The organism is Companilactobacillus musae (assembly GCF_003967595.1).
Classification (GTDB): domain Bacteria; phylum Bacillota; class Bacilli; order Lactobacillales; family Lactobacillaceae; genus Companilactobacillus; species Companilactobacillus musae.
Genome location: NZ_BIFW01000006.1, coordinates 23992 through 41949, shown reverse-complemented (window position 1 = coordinate 41949; position 17958 = coordinate 23992). Strand labels below are relative to the sequence as shown.

Below are 17958 nucleotides of genomic sequence, written 5' to 3'. Positions count from 1 at the left end.
GCAGTGTATCCATCGTTGTCATAGTTAGGAATATTAAGAGTGACAGAATCACCAACTTTACCGTCGGGAACGTCAATGGAAACAGATTTACCGGTAGTGGGATCAGTAACGGCAACTGCTGCATTATTATCTAAGGGTTCTCCAGTATATGTTAATTTATTATCGTCTGAAATAACGTTACCCTTGAGATCAGTAATAATATTACCGTCTTTTGTATATTGAACTTTAATTTGAGGAGCGATATATCCGTTTACAGATGGCAAACTAATAGGATTAGAAGTTGTTCCCACGACACCAGCAGGAATATCAACGTCTTGTGAGCCTTTTGAAGTAGAAACTTTTGTTGTGTAAGGATTAGCGGTATATGTAACGTAGTAAGAGGTAACAGCTTTGTCTGCAAGTATATTACCCTGAACTTGAGTATAGTTGGCAGTATATCCGTCTTTTTGAGGAACATCACCGGTGACAGAACTGTAAATTGTTCCGGTAACAGGGATAGGTATATCACCCATATTAGAAGGAACAATTAAGGTAAAGTTTAAGGGAGTAGCTGTTGAACCGTCTGGTTTAAACTCAGTGCCACCTTTTACATAAGTTCCTAAGTTAGCGGTTAAATTATTTAAATTATAAGTAGTTGATCCATCAGAGCCAGTTGGATCCGCTAATAATGTCTTTCCACCACCAATCCATTTGCTACCTTGAGCTGAAGAAAGACCAGTGTAATTTTTGAACTTGTTATTTACTGAAAGATGTAATGATGTTAGGGAATCGGTACCATCAAACATCCCTTCACCCTTAGATGAATCACCGGTTTCAGTGTTTGAATTCATATTCCATGAACTAAGATCTAAAGTTGTTAACGAAGTATCATTTTGAAATATTCCGCTCATATCAAAATCGCCACTTCTAAATTGCCAATTAGGGAATGAAATATCTTTTAATGAAGTATCGTTTTTAAACATATATCTGGAATTTAAATTTTTGGTAAGAGTATCTTCTTGGGCTGATGGGAAGATAATATGTTCGATAGAGCTATCATTTAGAAACATATCTTCCGTTGAAGTTACTGAACCTAGTTTCCATCCACTTAGATCCACGGTATTACTTTGTGCTCCGGTTGTTCCAGAGATAGTTGAAATACTAGTTAGTTTAGGATCATTAGCAAACAATCCAGTAGCATTTTTTATAGTTTTATCTTCATCATCGTCACTACCTTGTGGAGTTATTAATTTATCAGCATTAGTGATAGTTGTTAAATTTGATAAATCAGAGAACATATGGTTCATATCGGATGCAGTATTGACATTACCATCAAAAGTAATGGTTTTGATACTATCAGCATGTCCAGCCCATGGAGATGTAGGAGATGATGTTACTGTTGATACATCAGTATTTGAGGAACCTGTACTTACTTTATCAGTCGTAGTAGTTTTGTTGTCGGCTAAAGTGGTGGTTTTATTTTTATCACCTAAATGTAAAACGCCACTTTGATCAATACTCCAAGGAGTTGTACCTTGCATACCTTCAGCAATATTGCCGTCCTCTAGAGTTGCATTTTCTGGAGTAATGGCTAGCGCAGTTGCCTGAACGCCTAAATCAGCAAGTTGAGCCTTTGAGAGAGCTAAGTTAGCCATTAGATTACTTACTTTTAAGTCAGCAGTTGTTGTAGTAACTGGTTCTACAACGTTAGTAGCGTTCTTATCGGTATTAGTTGTAGTATCGGTAACAGGTGCTTTTGTGTCATCAGTTGATTCGTCCTTAACGGTATCTGTATTTTCTACTTTTTTTGTGTCGGATTGGGTATCAACTGTATCAATAGCAGGTTTTTCAGTAACAGGTGTCTTTATATTGTCTGTTGGGTCACTCTTAACGGCATTAGTGTTTTCTGATTTTGATGTATCTGTTTGAGTATTGGCAGTTGTTGCCGTGGAATCTTTAACTGTAGAAGTTTCCTGATTTTTGTTTGTAGAACTAGTATCAGTAGCAATTTTTTCAGTTGTTACTGGTGTTGAATTTTTAGTTGTTGTAGCATCACTAGAATTTGAAGATACAACTGGACTTGTTGTGGATGATGTAGATTCTTTAGGAGTAGTAGTTAAAGACTTGGTAGTACTACTAGTAGTGGTGGAACTTGCTTTTGTCGTTGAAACAACAGAAGTTTTTACAGATGCAGTGTCAGTGTCGGCTTTAACAACAGATGTAGGTCCGCCTAGCAAAAATAAACCCCCAGCTAATGAAAGACTAGAAACAACGATCCAGCTCTTTTTGGATTTAACTAATTTCTTACGCATAATACTATTTGGATTACTATTTAATTGTCTAAATCTCATAATATAAATCCCCTTTATAAAATACTTTGAGTTTTTAAAAGTATACAATCTGGAAATAATTATAGTATTATTTATTTTTTATCAAATTCAATAATGCTAAAAAATTCTTTTTAAATTTGGAAAATAAATCAAAATAATTTGATATTAAATATAAGACTTATTTAATTATTGAGAATCATAATACTATATTTTTGATAATTGACTAAGATAAATATTTTGCTCTTTTTTACGACTGCTTTTATATGCTAAATTATAAATTCATAGACAAATTGTATGGTGGAATATACATAGCTAATTTTTTATAAAAAGGATTTAAATAAAAATCATTTTAAACAATAAAAAAAATCAGAAGGATTTCAGTAAAATACTGAATCTTTCTGATTTTTTGTTTTAGTAAGCAACTAAAGTGTTTTGTAAATGTTGGAATCATTGGCTTTGACGAATTCATTAGTGGCAACACGATAGTATTTTTCACCATTGATTTGGACAATTTGATCGGTATACCAATCACTGTCAGCAGCTAATTCACGATTAGCAATCAATTTTCCGTCGGCCATATAAATGCGTTTGTTGCTGTTAGTTGTACGAAGAACAGCTTTAGTTGATTCATAAGGATAGGCTTGAGTAGCTTTGACATACTCATTAGTAGCAACGCGATAATAGGTATCGTTGTTAACAACTAACTTTTGATCACTATACCAACCAGAATCGTTTGATAAGGCCTTATTATTGATCAAAACCATCTTATTCTCAGAATCTAAAGTATAAATAGGAATATCTTTACCATTATAAGTATTAATGGTCTGTTTCTTAGTTTCGGTCGTTACTTTATTTTTGTCATTGTTATTATTTTGATTATTATTGTTGTTTGAGGAACTACCATGTGAACCGCCAGATGGTTTGGTAATCTTAGTGTATTTGACGGTTTCGTCAGTAGTAATGGTTCCAATAGCGTTGACAGTCGCTGTAACAGTTTTCTTATCAGACGTGTAACCGTCTTTTTGAGGAACATCGACTGTGATTTGTTTACCAGTAGGTCCGGTTACGTTAGGAACAATTAAGTCGCCTAAATTTGACTTAATGGTAACATCGGCAGTAATTGATTCTCTTTGTGGAGTAAAAGTTTGTACACCTGCAGGATTATTTTTTTTGTCGTAATACTTTCCAATAGAATCACTAGAATCCGTAGCCGAAAATGATAAAGTTTTATCGTCATTGGACCAAGTCTTTGACTTCGTGGAAGGTAAAAGAACATTGGTACCATTGCTAGGATTGAAAAAGTTATTAGGTCCTAATTTAATATAATTCAAATCAGTTCCGTCAAAAATGCCATCAGAACCAGCATTTCCTAATTGGACCGAATCTTCCATGTTCCATTTTGATAAATCTAATGATATTAGGGAAGAATCACCTTTAAACATTGCATTGAAACTAGTATCGTTCTTAACATCCCAGTTAGAAACATCTAATTCCTTTAGTTGTGAATCATCTTGGAAAGCACTAACAGAACTTTTTAAGTTAGGTGTATTCCAATTAGAAACATCTAAGGATTTTAAAGCAGCATCTCCCTGAAATATAGAAGTTATATTTTCTACATTTTCAAGGTTCCAAGTAGAAACATTCAATGTAGTAAGACTGTTATTTGTGCTTCCCATCATACTAAACATAAAGGACATGTCTGTAACTTTTGAAGTATCCAAAGTAGAAACATCAATGTTTTCCAAATTAGAATCTAGTGCAAATAAATATGAAATATCTGATGTATTTGATATATCAAAATTTTCAACATTCTTTACTGTTTTTAAAGAGTATAAGGTGCAAAATAACCCTTCAATCTTATCTGGAGCGATAACCTTTTCATCAAATGATACTGAAGTGATATCATCAGAATAATTTTCCCAAGGTGATGCAGCATTATCAGAAGATTCAAGTGTACCTGATCCAATATGCAATGTTTTATCAGAGCTAATATACCATGGACATGTACCAGTAATACCATGAGCAATGGCATCATCAGGAATCTTAAATCCACTATCATCATTTTTGGCGGCAGTATTACCAGTTTGATCTTTAGTTTCGGTAGTAGCGGCAGAGCCACTATCAACAGCTTTAACAGTTGTAGTAGGTGAGTTGACTAGTAATAATCCACTCATAGCTAATCCAGAAAAAAGTATCCATTTTTTTGATATAAATTTTCTCATCATAAAGTCTCCCCTCATGATTAAATAATGTCTACAACTTCGATTATAGAATTAATAAATTTATATTCAATATGAAACAAAAGTATTCCTGAAATCAAGAAATGTACAATAAAAAATTAAAAAACAACCACCTTATTATTAAAATAAAGTGGTTGTTTATTATCCTTTAATTTTAAAGTGGGCTAAATTCCTTCATTACGTATTCACTAGGAAAAGTTTTGTTCCTATCTAAATATTTCTGATAATTGGTCTTCTGATTTATTTCGTTATAAGCATCTTCTAGTTGCGAAATCGTGTACTTTTGTGTCAACTCAGCAGCAGGTGTTTTATAAAATCTTGCCATGTATTCTAACAATACTTTTTCATCGTTCATCATTGTTAAATACCTCCGCCATCATAATAGAATCGAAAGTTATTATTAGCAACTTCTTAGAAATTAGAAAATGTCTAATTTTTCTTTGACGCTTACACGCCTTGATATCATGCAATACGATGTAACTTTCTTGATTGAGTAAGGAATTGCTTTTATAAAAATCTTGCAACTAAATTAAAAAACAATTAGAATGACAATATTTCAACCAATAAAATTTTAATAGGGGGTGTCATTATGACAGCGCAAAAAGTAGATCATGATCACGAGGTGGACGCTCGATTGATTAAGAACGAAAATAAGTATTACGCCAAATCGTCTAGAATCAACTACTATGATCTTGTCATAGAATCAGCACATAATTCAACGTTAATCGATGCAGACGGAAACGAGTACATTGATTTGTTGGCAAGCGCTTCTGCTATCAACGTTGGTCATACGAATGAAAAAGTCGTTAAAGCTATCCAAGAGCAGGCTGAAGAACTGATTCATTACACACCTGCCTATTTTCATCATCGTCCAGGACAAGAATTAGCAGAACGTTTGGCAAAACTTGTACCCGGAACACCTAAGAAAGTAGCCTTTTCAAATTCAGGTTCTGAGGCAAACGATGCTATTATCAAATTTGCCCGAGCGTATACCGATAGACCATATATTGTTTCCTTTATGGATTCATATCACGGGTCGACTTTTGGCTCAATGACTTTGTCTGGTGTCAGCTTGAACATGACACGCAAAATGGGACCATTGTTACCAGGAGTAGTGCATGTTCCGTATCCTGATTTGTATCGACGATATCCCAACGAAACTGAACACGATGTAGCGATGCGTTATTTTGATGAATTTAAACAACCGTTCGAAAGCTTTTTACCAGCTGACGAAGTGGCCTGTGTTCTAATTGAACCTATCCAAGGCGATGGGGGTATTCGAAAAGCCCCAGAAGAATTCATGCAATTAGTTTATGAGTTCTGTCACCAAAATGGAATTCTCTTTGCGGTTGATGAAATCAATCAAGGTATGGGAAGAACTGGTAAAATGTGGAGTTATCAACAATTCAATAACATCGAACCCGACTTGATGTCTGTTGGTAAGTCTTTGGCTTCTGGAATGCCACTCAGCGCTACCATTGGTAAAAAAGAGATTATGGAAAGTCTTGATTCACCAGCACATGTATTTACTACAGCTGGAAATCCTGTCTGTTGTGCCGCCTCGATGGCTACTTTGGACGTCTTGGATGAAGAAGGTTTACTCGAAAAATCTTCTACTGATGGTGCTTATGCTGAACAAAGATTCTTAGAAATGCAGAAACATTATCAAGAAATCGGTGATATTAGAATGTACGGACTTGACGGAGGAATTGAACTTGTTAAAGACCGTCAAACCAAAGAACCAAACCTTGATTTTGCCAATAAAGTTATTTACTATGCATTTCAACACGGAGTAGTTATGATTACCTTGAAGGGAAATATTTTGAGATTTCAACCGCCTTTGGTCATAACGCACGACGAGCTGGATAAAGCGTTGAATGTTTTGGATGACGCTTTTGCTGCAGCAGAAAATAATCAAGTAATTATTCCAAGTAACGAAAAAATTGGTTGGTAAATCAAGAGGAGTGTATTTTTTATGAGTGATTTTTTTAAACGTTTAACCTTAAAAGAAGATCCGAGTATTTATGAGGACAAAGATTCACATTTAGTTAGAGTTTTGACTGTCAAAGATTTCTTGGCGTTAGGTGTAGGGACGATTGTTTCTACTTCAATCTTTACTTTGCCAGGGGTCGTTGCTGCTGAACATACTGGTCCATCAGTAGTATTTTCATTTATTGCCGCTGCTATCGTAGCTGGTTTGGTAGCTTTTGCCTATGCTGAAATGGCTGCTGCTATGCCATTTGCTGGTTCAGCGTATTCTTGGATCAATGTTATGTTCGGTGAGTTTTTCGGTTGGGTCGCTGGTTGGGCTCTGTTAGCCGAATACTTTATCGCCTTAGCCTTTGTTGGATCGGGGTTATCCGCCAACTTCAGGGGACTGTTGGAACCATTAGGAGTTCACTTCCCGAATGCTATTGCTAATACTTTTGGTAGTAATGGTGGAATCGTCGACTTGGTTGCCGTAGTTGTAATTGCTGCAGTTGCTTGGCTGATCTCCCACGGTGCTGGTGGTGCCGCCAAAGTTGAAAATGTTTTAGTTATTTTAAAAGTTCTAGCTGTTTTAACCTTCATTATCGTTGGATTAACAGCCATTCATGTTGAAAATTATGTACCTTTCATTCCTAAATATCGTGTCAATCCAGATGGAACTGCTTTTGGTGGTTGGCAAGGAATTTATGCCGGAGTTTCAATGATCTTCCTATCTTATATTGGATTCGATTCAATTGCTGCTAATTCAGCCGAAGCTAAAGATCCTGGGAAGACCATGCCTCGAGGAATTTTAGGTTCACTCTTGATTGCCGTAGTTTTATTCGTTGCTGTAGCTTTAGTTCTAGTTGGAATGTTTAAATATTCTGCTTATGCTAATAACGCTGAACCAGTTGGTTGGGCATTAAGACATGCAGGACACCCAATTATTGCTAGTGTTATTCAAGCTATTGCCGTTATCGGGATGTTTACCGCTTTGATCGGAATGATGTTAGCTGGTTCAAGACTAGTTTATTCATTCGGACGTGACGGAATGTTACCAAGTTGGTTAGGTAAGTTAAACAAAAATAACCTTCCTAATCATGCCTTGTTAGTCTTAACAATCGTTGGTATTTTAATCGGTGCCTTTTGTCCATTTGCGTTCTTAGCACAATTGATTTCCGCCGGTACTCTGATTGCCTTTATGTTCGTTTCTTTAGGAATCTATCCATTAAGAAAACGTGAAGGAAAAGATATTGCCGTGCCAGATTTCAAAGTACCATTTTATCCAGTCCTACCAGCACTAGGATTTATCGGTGCTTTAGTGATCTTCTGGGGACTTGATATTCAAGCTAAGCTCTATGCCGGAATTTGGTTCGCCATTGGATTAGTCGTTTACTTTACTTATGGAATGCACCATTCTACTTTAGGTAAAAAACACGACGCTGAAAAGAATAAGTAAGTATTAAGAAAGACCATTCTTAGAGATAAGAATGGTCTTTTGTTTTGGCAATGAGTTAAAATAAATATGTTGATATAAACATATAAAAATATTGAATTTAAGTGAGGGTAAATTCATATGAAAAAAGAAACTTTTTATAAAAGAAAGTACTCTAGAGTAATTGCGGCACTTCTTGCTGTGGGATTTGTAGGGGGAGTAGTTGTAAATTATGAATTACCGGTAAAAGCAGCGGATACTGAAGTGACTACTGCAAAGAATGATGACGACGATTATAAACCGGTTCCTAAATATGAATTTGCAAAAGATGAAATTGGATATGAACCAGTTAGCGTTAAAGTTAAGCTAGAAAAAAGGACAAATTTTATAACTAGTGCAGAGGTTACCGGAAAAGTAAAAGTTCCCACTAATGATAGTGACGGTTATTATGTTTATGATTATACGGGGGAATTAGGTAGCACGGTAAATGCAACATTAAGTGAAGAAGATAACGCTGGTCTTGATCTTACAAGGGCACCCTTAGTGAAAATCCAAATACCGGTTGTCGTAGAAATAAGGGACAACAAGTGGGGCAATGTTTTAAATTGGGATGGAAATAGTGTAGAAGGGTTTAGCGATTATGATGCAAAGAATATTAAGGATGAGAACTATGTAATACAGGATCCTGATCTTTTGATGCATTTTCTTTCAGAACCAACTATAGGTAATTTTTATTTTGGAGTTGATGCTGATGAAAAGCCTAATGATGATACACATTATATTCAAGACAGTTCTACATGGATAAAACAAGATTCTCATTTGTTTTCAAATCTAAATGAACCAACGTCTATGTGGAATTTTGCTGACGCAAATTATTTAAAAGACGATGAAAATGATGGTAGAAAAGTTCTTTCCAAGGATTCAGTAACGCAGAAAGTGGATATTCCCGCCGTTGAAGATGGGAAATCTACAACGGTTACTTCGACAGAGGCAGTATCTGGAAAGTTTGGTTCTGAAATTGATGTTCCAGTTCCTGAAATTTCGGGTTATAAAGCTGACAAAACATCAGTTAAAGCCACAGTTACTAAAGGTAATGATGGTGGTAACGGACAAATCACAGTTAACAAGAATCAGATAGTAAATTATACAAAAATACCAACCAAACCAACTAACAATGGGTCACATAGCTCTAGCTCTAGTTCTAGTAGCGATAATGAGTTAGGCTATGGTTATCTCAATCAAACGGTTTCAACCTATTCAAATAAAGGCCCAGCCAAACTCTATTCACTATCAGGTAAGAGCTTTACACCAATTACTAATAAAGCTTTAGCACCCGACACTGGCTGGTTTACTGACCAAATGATTACCTATAATAATAAACGTTACTATCGTGTTGCCACAAACGAGTGGGTTAGATCAACAGAAGCTTATGTTTATGAAGATAATCCAATGAGTTTAAATGTTGAAAAGCAAACATCTTTGATTAATGCCGAAGATGAAAAAATAACAAACAGAGCTTTAGGCGCTAATACAAGCTGGCACGTAGATAGAATTGCCTATTTGGGTGATTATCAAAAACCGATAACAGCTTACCGTGTAGCTACAAACGAGTTTGTTTTAAAAGATAAATAATTGCGCAAAAAAAGCCGCCACATTTGACAAGAATGGCGACCTTTTTTTATATTGTTAGTCTGACTTGTAAGGAGAAAACTAACAATATTATATATTGTATATAATATGAGGGTGTGGTTTGACCAGAACCACGAAGTTTACGCAATAATTAAAACGAGGCCGAGTAATTAATTGCGAGACCTAAGTATAGCATGAGATGTCCCATAAATAAACTCAATTTTCAATCAAATTTGTTGTACATTTTGTATAAAAGGTATAATTTATTTATAAAACTCAATGATATCAGCTATTATTAGTGAAAAGATTATGCCAATCAATAAAATCATAAAAAATTATAGGCATTTAGTGTGTCACTTTTTCAGATTAGAACTATAATAGGTCTTGTAACTAAGGAGGTTGTTGAATTATGGCAGAAGTAGATCCATCAAAGATGGCTGATGCAGCCATTGCAAAAGAACCAGAAGTATTAAACCTAAAGATGAGTGAGGCTTTCGACTGGAGCGATGATGATACAGTTGTTCGTGACGCAATCTGGGATTATTTCATGGAGAACAACAATCACGATACAGTTAAGACTGAAGAAGCTGAAAAACCATTCCTCGAAATGAAGGATGCAGATGTACGCGACTTTGTCGAAAAAAACCTTAAAAAATAAATCTTTAATTTTCCTTTAGACTTCGAGATGTGATGTCTAAAGGATTTTTTTATGCAATTTTTAGGTAAAATTAGATATAACATGAGGTTTATTTGAAAGACTATCGTTTTATTAAATTAAACGGTAAAAATAATATTATATATATAAAATCAGAATCCTAAGATTTTCGGGATTCTGATTTTTTTGCGTTGTCATAAGCTAACGATACGACATCATCGACGACATTAAATAGGAAGTCCATGACACGTTTCTTAAATTCTTTACTAGTAATGAAAACAGTCATTTGCTTGATAACAAATTTCAAGAACACTTTAGGTGCATGTTTGTTAGAAATTCTCCCCATTATTTCATCCTCTTTTTCATTGTTTTAAAAATTCGTCTGAGAAATTTACTGTTAGTAGTTTTTGCCAAGTGGTCATATGCCAAAAAATGCAGTTGACGTTTGGAAAGGGTAGGATCGTCTTGTAATTTTGAATTCAAATAAGTGTAAAGTTCTTTGGGCTTCAAATCAGTATTTTTAGTGAAATCAGCCATTTTTCGATCTACTTCAGTTTGAATTTCTTCGTGAATCTCGCTGTAGAATAAACCTTTAGGCAAAATTTTACGATGCGCCGACATTTCACGTTCAACATGTAGTTTCAAGCTTAGCTTAGTTTCATCATTAAAATTATCGATTTTATGTGTGACATTATTTAGTTTTTTATCAAGACTCAAATTTCCACCCTCATTTCTATAATTAATTATAGAATTTTTTTGAGCATTAAAAAAGCCTCCTGGAACCAGGAGGCTTCTTAAGTTAATGATCTTTTTTCGGATGAATGGAACTTTATAATTGTATCATCAGTTATCGCCTTGTTTTCGTGCGGTTCGTAAACGTTGCTCCAAGGAGTTCCATCTTGATGTGTTAAATTTTTTAAAAAGAAGGGATCATCTAAAACCTTTTTATTTTTTACTAAGGAATCAAATATATGTTTAATGTGTCCGTATTCTCCTGATTTGATAAGCTTACTTACTACAGGTGAAATTGAATCGTCCTTACTTTTAAAAAGAGGCTCTATCTTTTTTTCCCCCATATATCTATATTCTTTCCAAAGCTCTTTATCGACAGGACCATATTTAAATGCAACAAAGTTATTTTTGAATAATGGCTTTTTGTATGTCGTAAGAAAATCAGAGTATATATAGTAGACAACTTTCATCATTGGCAATGTTGTAAGAGGATGGCGTTCAAAGACGTATTCTGCAATATCTTTTGAAGTTATTTCGTCTTTAGAGTATTTAATAAAATCATCTATATTGTTTAATGTCAGAATATCTTTAAAGAAAGGATCGGAATCAATTATTGATTTCCAAGAAGGCTTATCAGTTTCAATTAAATGAGTTGAGTAAGAAGTAATATTATTCTCTTTTAAAATATCCTTAACTTCTAAAATCTTGTGTAATAAACTTCGGTTTGTACTTATTTCTGTTTCTTTGTATCCAATTCTAGATCCTTTTTGATAGCTATCAGAAATAATTATAAAATGCTTGTACATAAGATCTCACCTCCTCATTCCATATTTTAACATCTAAAGTTCCATTTTAGTAAAGTAATGTTTGGGTATATTTGTGTATTTTGTCATTTCCTTGTGTAAGTCATGAGCATTCATGTTTGATTCAAATTTTGACTTATCCCATAATTGTAATTCCCAAGGAAATCTTAAATTATCGTTACCATTTAAAGTGATATGAATACCACTATATTCACCGTCATTACGAACATAATATCTTTTTATGACTTTATTTTCTTTTAGCTTTTCCAATGTTTTTAAGACATTTTGTTTATTTTCTATTAAATCAGTGAAGACCATCCTAATTCCAAAGAAGTCATTAAGACATTTATTAAGAGAAATATCTCCTTTTTCTTTTTTATCACAATATCTACGAAGTTTTTCATATATAGAATTTGCTGCTTTAATTCTTTCGTTGATTTTGTATAAATCATCATCAAATATATCATCTAAGTCAAAACTCAGAGTAAATAATGATAGCTGATTATCTGCTAAAAATTGTCTATAATTGTCAAAAATATTCTGATATGTATCTTTAATGATTGAATCATCGTCAATAATATCTTTTACTTTTTCTTTTCTAAAGTTAAATATTTCACCAGTATACGCAATTGATAATTTGTTGTAAACTGAATTTATTTTAAGAATTGCTGATTCTAGATCATTTTCTAAAGACACATTGTAAAAATCCCTTCTAAAAATTAATAGTGTTACTAGTTTATTATAAATATAAGGGTAATACAATAATATGAAATTTTGAAAGCATTAAAAAAGCCTCCTGGAACCAGGAGGCTTCTTCTATATCAGGGAGGAAGGTTATTTAATTAGTTTGTTTATTATATATTTCTCATATTTCAGTAAAACAATATTCTTGTTTACCACTTACTATACTATAACCCAAATGTGAAGAAATTGTGAAATATAAATATATAAATATCCTTAACCCTAATTATTGTGTAACTGATGTAGCAAATTCAGGCTCACTTGTTACATTTTGTTGAGCGTCATTTTGATTCAATTGCATGTTTGAACTTTGTGTCCATTCGTTGTTAGAAACTTGATAGAATGTGTAGCCATATTTATTTTGAACCATTTGACCGACTTTCCATTGTGAGCCGTCTTGTAATTGACGACCTGAGAAAGAATCCATCGAAGTATCATAAACATTGGCTGGACCATTAACTACTGTACCGACAACAGGTTGTTGTTGTGTGGCGTTTGAATTGATATTCAAGTCACTGACAGCAACGTATTCATCTGTGGCGATTTGCATGTAAGCTGCACCATTGATGTTAACAGTTGCACCAATATTCCAAGTACTGCCAGCTGGTAGAGTGATACCAGTTACAGCTTGTCCCTGGATGTTGACAACAGAAGCTGCCCATTTAGTAGTTCCGGTTTGTCCAGAATTAGCAATTTGATCATTATAAGTAGTATCTGCTTGAGTTTGTGCATCTTGTTGAGTACTAATATTCAAATTATTAGCAGCAATCCATTCGTTGGTAGCAACTTGATAATAAGTTACGCCATTGAGTTGCTTAGTACTGCCTAGCTTCCAAGAACTATTGTTTGGAAGAAATGTACTTGTAATAGCATTACCTTGGTCATCGACCAAGACCCCGCTACCGTTGACAGTACCTACTAAACCGATTTCTGATGTATCTGCCGCACGTACGGTTTGAGGCGACAAATTAGACAGTACGGTTGGAGCAATTAAAAGAGCTAATGCTGAGCCGATTAGAACTTTATTCTTTTTCATCGTTTTACCTCCTCGTCTTATTTTGCGGTTCATAATAAACCTATAATGCAATTCAAAATTACGCAATGGGTTTAAGGAACAGTTAAAAGAAACGTTATTAATTCTTTAGAATTACGTTTCGTATACTTTCAGATTAGGCAAAAGTTATGAAAAATCGATGTTTTTTATTGGAAGATTAATCGAGAAAATTGGAAAAATCAGAAGAATAGTCCTTGGTTTCAAATTTGTGATAACTCTTGAGATCACGATCAGACAGTTTAACGATGATGGAACTTGTGATGATATTTTTTTGATGGATCACGGGTCTTATTTTGTAGATAATGCCGTAGACAGAAGGTTTCTTCATCTTATAAACGCTGATTGAAACGTTTTGGTAATTCTTCCAATCAAAAGGTCCATCTTTTTTGTCGATAGCTAGGCGAGCCATTTTGGTAAATTGCTTTTTTTGATAGTCGTTTAACTTGTGGGTGTTCTTACTTTCTAGAGTGATTTGAGTTCCTGAAGAATAGCAGTAAGGTGCAGAATGACCGTTGCGATATATCTGAGGGATGAGAAATGCTAGTGCCAGTACCACGATACAAGCAATTATAATTGACCGATTTTTAAACTTTTGTAATTTAGTCTTGCTCATTTTATCCTCCAGAGTTTTTTTAAGGATGCCGTCCTCCGCAACAAAGAAAATTGGGCTGGAACGTAGTGGGCACGACTTGGAGCCTTTTGGCGTTGCCAACAGTCTTCAAGTTTGGCCTTCTACTAACCTCACTGCGTGAGCTAAGTAGAATTTCACTACTGAGCCCACTTTCTTTGTTGCTCCGGACTAGCTTTTTGATGTCTAGTATTGTTAATTAAAATTGTGGTATTGAAAATTAATGCTTAACCTAAATATTATAGCTTGTTTAGTTTGGAATAATCTAGGCTATAAGGAATATGGTGTTATTATTTAAAAGATGTATGAAGACTGTTATAAATAGCTGATTTAAATATATAAAATGAGTTTTAAACGTTTTCGATGGTTAAAAAGCTTATTTTTTGATAATATTGAATTATGAAAAGGGGTGAAAGAATGACAAATAAATTACGCTTTTTGTCACTAGATATTTCGGGATATCCACTATTTGAAAAGAATCTTGAATTATCATTATTAACGGAAAGTAGAGTTTCTAAAAGTCATACAGAGTCCTTGATGCATTTATATGGCACTAATTATACGAATAATATAACGACTATCGTTGGAAAGAATGCTACGGGTAAGACAACCATTTTAAAATTGATGATGGGTATTCTATCAGTAGTTTTTAATAATAAGTCGGTAAGTGAAACTAGATTAAAAGAAACGTTGTTTGACAATTCTAAAGTGAAATTTGATGTTTATTTATACGGTAGTGACAGGCTTATATATAAGGATGAAATTGTAATTGATTCTAATAAGTTAGAGATTGAAACAGAAAGAATATATCGAAAAAAAGCGCTTGTGAGTGAAAGCAAGAAGAATTTATTAAACTTCTCAAAGACTAATTTGATTATGGACCGTGATAATCTAAGCTCTGAGGTGGCGGCAGTATTAGCACCAGATGATTCTATGTTTAGAACTATTATTAAGGGAAATAGTTATGAGATTCCCCTAATTACTGATAATACGATTTTTACTAATACTAATTTATTCATCTCTGACTTAGGAGCCGTACCGAGTGAGATATTACAGTATTTAGATCCTAGTATTGAATATTTGAAAATTGAAAGGACTAATGATTTAAACAACAACCAGGCTTTTTATCGACTCAAGTTTAAGAATAGAGATGAAGAGATAACTGATCGTAATTTTGCAACAATTGAGTATTATCTGTCATCAGGTACTGCAAAGGGGATTTCACTGTATACTCAGATATTAAGCACCTTAAAAAGAGGTGGCATAATTTTTGTTGATGAAATTGAAAATCATTTTAATCATGCCATCGCTAGAACTTTTATTAATTATTTTAAGGACCCAGCCATTAATGTGAATAACGCCAAATTAGTCTTTACTACACATTATTCTGAGTTTTTGGATGATATGAATAGAAATGATCAAATTTATATTGCGAGAAGATTAAACAAAGTTTCCTTAATCAGGTACTCAAGTACAAATATCCGCAATGATTTGATGCGTTCTGAAGTATTTGTATCAGATAGTATTCACGGAACAACTCCAGAATATGGTGCTTATCTTTCTTTGAAGAAAGCTACTATAAAAAGTGTTACTGACTTCAATAAGGAAGGGGCACATTTGAATGGATAAGTATATTGCCGTGATTATTGAAGGTGGATCTGAAAAAGCAGTTATGAATGTCCTACTAGATAACAATTTTTTGAAATTTAATAGAACTGATATGTTAGAAGAAGATATTATCAAGAGTAGAAAAGGTAAAACTTTTGCTAATGAACATTTGGGTTATGGGTTTAGAGATAATCAAATCGCTATTTTTAGAATTTTGGATTCTCATAGTGAAAAATTTATACTACTTAGAGCTTTTAATAGAATGATTTCCAATATAACGAATATATATATACTTCTCCAGAAATAGAAATGTTGTTTATTGTTTACAATAATGATTTTGATAATTTTAAGAATCAAAAGACTGATAAAAAGGGGAAAAAGCTTCCGGCTCACGAATGGTGTAAAAAATATTATAAAATGAATGATGTTAAGTCACCTGAGTTTGTTTATGATTTTTGGAATAGTAGACCAGATGCCCTAGTTAAGACAATTGAAGACTATTCTAAGAAATCTAAAGATCCATTTGAGAATACTCTTGCCAGTCTTTTGAGAGATAAATAAAAAGTGTCCTGAAAATCAGATGATTTTCAGGACACTTTTTTAATAATAATTAGTTTCTAACCTTAGCGTCAGAAGGTTTGATAGTAGTTCTACCATCGGCATGGGCATTCTTGATAGCACGGATGATATCATTATCACTCCAAGCACCAACGGTCTTAACGCCTTGGTCTGTTAATTGTTGTCTAGCGTTAGCAATATCTTGGTCAGTGATTTCCTTGCCGCCGACTTCTTTCTTTTCGATATCGAAGTCACCCTTAGCGGCGGGATTATTGCTTTGGTCGTCTGATGAATTGTTGGAATTATTCGTATCAGTTGACGTGTTACTACTATTATTAGTATCTGTATTTGTGTCAGCTGTTGTATTAGATGATGTTTCTGGTAATGAATCTAACAAGGTATTAGCTTGTGTATAAAGGTCTGAGTAATACTTGTCCTTGATACCTTTGAACTTAGTTACTTGTTCCAAAAGTGAACGAGCTTGGTCGTTTGTTCCAGACTTGATCAATGTCTTAGCATTCTTGATGTCCATCTTGAAGTTGTTACGGTTCAATTGGATCTTCTTAACTTGCTTCAAAAGTGTTTCGGCACGATTAGTCATCTTCTTATTGCCGTTATCTTGGTTCTTAACTGAAGTTAAAGTTTTCTTAGCAGTAGCGAATTGACGTTGATTCATCAATTTCTTAGCTTTAACCAAGTTAGTAGCTTGTTTTTCGTAAGCAGTTGCTTTATTTGTCTTCTTAGCGTTGACGGCTGATTCGAAGTGATCAGCAGCCCTTGAGTAATTTTTGTCATTAACAGCGTCGTTACCTTTAGTCATTTCTGTGTTGTAAGTATTGCTGTTGTCACTACTCTTGCTTGACGATGAAGAATTACTGCAGCCAGCTAGAACCAGTGCTAGACCGGTTGTTACGAGTAATAATGCTTTTTTCATTTCCAAATTCCTCCATATAAGTACTGCGTGAATTATAACATGTTCCAGGAAATTCAAAAATATATTTCCGTTTTGGTCATTCCCAATCGTTACTATATATGTAAGTTACTTGAACCGGCCGGTAAGTTCTTACAAATAATATTAAAGAGGTAAGAAAAATGAGTTGGAAGAAAACATCAATTACAATCGTCATGGGAAATGACAAATATCCAAAGGGAACTCGAACAGCAACCTTCAATAATATTGTTCCAGATCCTACAGAAAAACAAATCAAATCTTTCGCTGAAGGATTGCAACTATTATCAGATGGCGATACATACTTAGGTTCAGAAGTTATCAAACATGATCAATTGAGTGCTGAATAAGAAGGGGAGTAACTAATATGAAGAAATTACAATTAAGATTTAAAACTGCTGAGGGTAACAAGAAAAATTTAGTTTTGAGTTATGTCAAAGCTGACCTAGATCCCTCAGTCGTTAAAACAGCCATGCAAAAGATCCAAGCCAGTAAACTTTTTGAAAAAGACACTGTGGAACTTTATCAAGAAGTACTTGGTGCCAAATATATTGACCGCACTGAAACCGAAGTGTTTTAGAATTATGCAGTATTTAGACAAATTAATTAAACTTTTTAGGGTGTAAACCTTGAGCCTACGACTTAATTC

19 protein-coding genes are annotated in these 17958 nt (G+C 34.0%); 9 read left to right on the top strand and 10 right to left on the bottom strand.

Annotation, left to right across the window (positions count from 1 at the left end; translation table 11 throughout):
• The 3 genes from LAB100_RS08955 to LAB100_RS08945 form a co-directional block, all read right to left on the bottom strand.
• Nucleotides 1-2330 (bottom strand): BspA family leucine-rich repeat surface protein (locus LAB100_RS08955; protein WP_126322034.1); only part of this gene is annotated, 2330 nt, incomplete at its 3' end.
• Nucleotides 2331-2731: 401 nt separating this feature from the next.
• On the bottom strand, nt 2732-4534 hold the full coding sequence (locus tag LAB100_RS08950; protein WP_162894255.1) for a BspA family leucine-rich repeat surface protein: 1803 nt from the start codon (nt 4532-4534) through the stop codon (nt 2732-2734).
• A 169-nt stretch (nt 4535-4703) separates the two neighbouring features.
• Nucleotides 4704-4907, bottom strand: coding sequence for an antitoxin (locus LAB100_RS08945; RefSeq protein WP_119327178.1), 204 nt, complete (start codon nt 4905-4907; stop codon nt 4704-4706).
• 231 nt (nt 4908-5138) lie between these two features.
• Between LAB100_RS08945 and LAB100_RS08940 the strand changes: the two genes are divergently transcribed.
• The 4 genes from LAB100_RS08940 to LAB100_RS08925 all read left to right on the top strand — a co-directional run bounded on the left by LAB100_RS08940 (nt 5139) and on the right by LAB100_RS08925 (nt 10239).
• Complete coding sequence (locus tag LAB100_RS08940; protein WP_119327177.1) at nt 5139-6503, top strand: aspartate aminotransferase family protein; 1365 nt, start codon at nt 5139-5141, stop codon at nt 6501-6503.
• Between the two features lie 21 nt (nt 6504-6524).
• Complete coding sequence (locus LAB100_RS08935; RefSeq protein ID WP_119327176.1) at nt 6525-7976, top strand: APC family permease; 1452 nt, start codon at nt 6525-6527, stop codon at nt 7974-7976.
• A 117-nt stretch (nt 7977-8093) separates the two neighbouring features.
• Complete coding sequence (locus LAB100_RS08930) at nt 8094-9584, top strand: hypothetical protein (RefSeq protein ID WP_119327175.1); 1491 nt, start codon at nt 8094-8096, stop codon at nt 9582-9584.
• A 406-nt stretch (nt 9585-9990) separates the two neighbouring features.
• On the top strand, nt 9991-10239 hold the full coding sequence (locus tag LAB100_RS08925; RefSeq protein ID WP_119327174.1) for a P8 family protein: 249 nt from the start codon (nt 9991-9993) through the stop codon (nt 10237-10239).
• 157 nt (nt 10240-10396) lie between these two features.
• Here LAB100_RS08925 and LAB100_RS08920 read toward each other — a convergent pair whose 3' ends face one another.
• From LAB100_RS08920 to LAB100_RS08895, 6 genes are all read right to left on the bottom strand, one after another.
• The gene (locus tag LAB100_RS08920; protein ID WP_119327173.1) at nt 10397-10582 is read right to left on the bottom strand and encodes a hypothetical protein; all 186 of its coding nucleotides are present in this window, start codon (nt 10580-10582) and stop codon (nt 10397-10399) included.
• Nucleotides 10582-10953 (bottom strand): hypothetical protein, encoded by a 372-nt coding sequence (locus LAB100_RS08915; RefSeq protein ID WP_119327172.1) that lies wholly within the window; start codon nt 10951-10953, stop codon nt 10582-10584. The genes LAB100_RS08920 and LAB100_RS08915 overlap by 1 nt, the downstream gene beginning before the upstream one ends.
• Before the next feature lie 77 nt (nt 10954-11030).
• Entirely contained in the window at nt 11031-11774 is a 744-nt protein-coding gene (locus tag LAB100_RS08910; protein ID WP_119327171.1) for a Panacea domain-containing protein, read from the bottom strand.
• A 33-nt stretch (nt 11775-11807) separates the two neighbouring features.
• Complete coding sequence (locus LAB100_RS08905; RefSeq protein WP_162894254.1) at nt 11808-12467, bottom strand: RelA/SpoT-related domain-containing protein; 660 nt, start codon at nt 12465-12467, stop codon at nt 11808-11810.
• A gap of 271 nt (nt 12468-12738) precedes the next feature.
• Nucleotides 12739-13548, bottom strand: coding sequence for an SLAP domain-containing protein (locus tag LAB100_RS08900; RefSeq protein ID WP_162894253.1), 810 nt, complete (start codon nt 13546-13548; stop codon nt 12739-12741).
• A 175-nt stretch (nt 13549-13723) separates the two neighbouring features.
• Nucleotides 13724-14179 (bottom strand): hypothetical protein, encoded by a 456-nt coding sequence (locus tag LAB100_RS08895; RefSeq protein ID WP_119327168.1) that lies wholly within the window; start codon nt 14177-14179, stop codon nt 13724-13726.
• Between the two features lie 432 nt (nt 14180-14611).
• Between LAB100_RS08895 and LAB100_RS08890 the strand changes: the two genes are divergently transcribed.
• The 3 genes from LAB100_RS08890 to LAB100_RS08880 are packed head-to-tail and all read left to right on the top strand — an operon-like array spanning nt 14612 to nt 16363.
• On the top strand, nt 14612-15823 hold the full coding sequence (locus tag LAB100_RS08890; protein WP_119327167.1) for an AAA family ATPase: 1212 nt from the start codon (nt 14612-14614) through the stop codon (nt 15821-15823).
• Nucleotides 15816-16109 (top strand): hypothetical protein, encoded by a 294-nt coding sequence (locus LAB100_RS08885; protein ID WP_119327166.1) that lies wholly within the window; start codon nt 15816-15818, stop codon nt 16107-16109. The genes LAB100_RS08890 and LAB100_RS08885 overlap by 8 nt, the downstream gene beginning before the upstream one ends.
• Nucleotides 16110-16111: 2 nt before the next feature.
• The gene (locus LAB100_RS08880) at nt 16112-16363 is read left to right on the top strand and encodes a hypothetical protein (protein ID WP_119327165.1); all 252 of its coding nucleotides are present in this window, start codon (nt 16112-16114) and stop codon (nt 16361-16363) included.
• Between the two features lie 49 nt (nt 16364-16412).
• Here the strand turns inward: LAB100_RS08880 and LAB100_RS08875 are convergent, their stop codons facing one another.
• Nucleotides 16413-17294, bottom strand: a complete 882-nt coding sequence (locus LAB100_RS08875) for an outer membrane protein assembly factor BamD (RefSeq protein ID WP_119327164.1) — start codon at nt 17292-17294, stop codon at nt 16413-16415.
• A gap of 158 nt (nt 17295-17452) precedes the next feature.
• On the opposite strand from LAB100_RS08875, the gene LAB100_RS08870 reads away from it, so the two are divergent.
• A complete protein-coding gene (locus tag LAB100_RS08870) occupies nt 17453-17659 on the top strand; it encodes a DUF1659 domain-containing protein (protein ID WP_119327163.1) in 207 nt (68 codons plus the stop codon).
• 17 nt (nt 17660-17676) lie between these two features.
• Nucleotides 17677-17889, top strand: coding sequence for a DUF2922 domain-containing protein (locus LAB100_RS08865; RefSeq protein WP_119327162.1), 213 nt, complete (start codon nt 17677-17679; stop codon nt 17887-17889).
• The last annotated feature ends 69 nt before the right edge of the window (nt 17890-17958 follow it).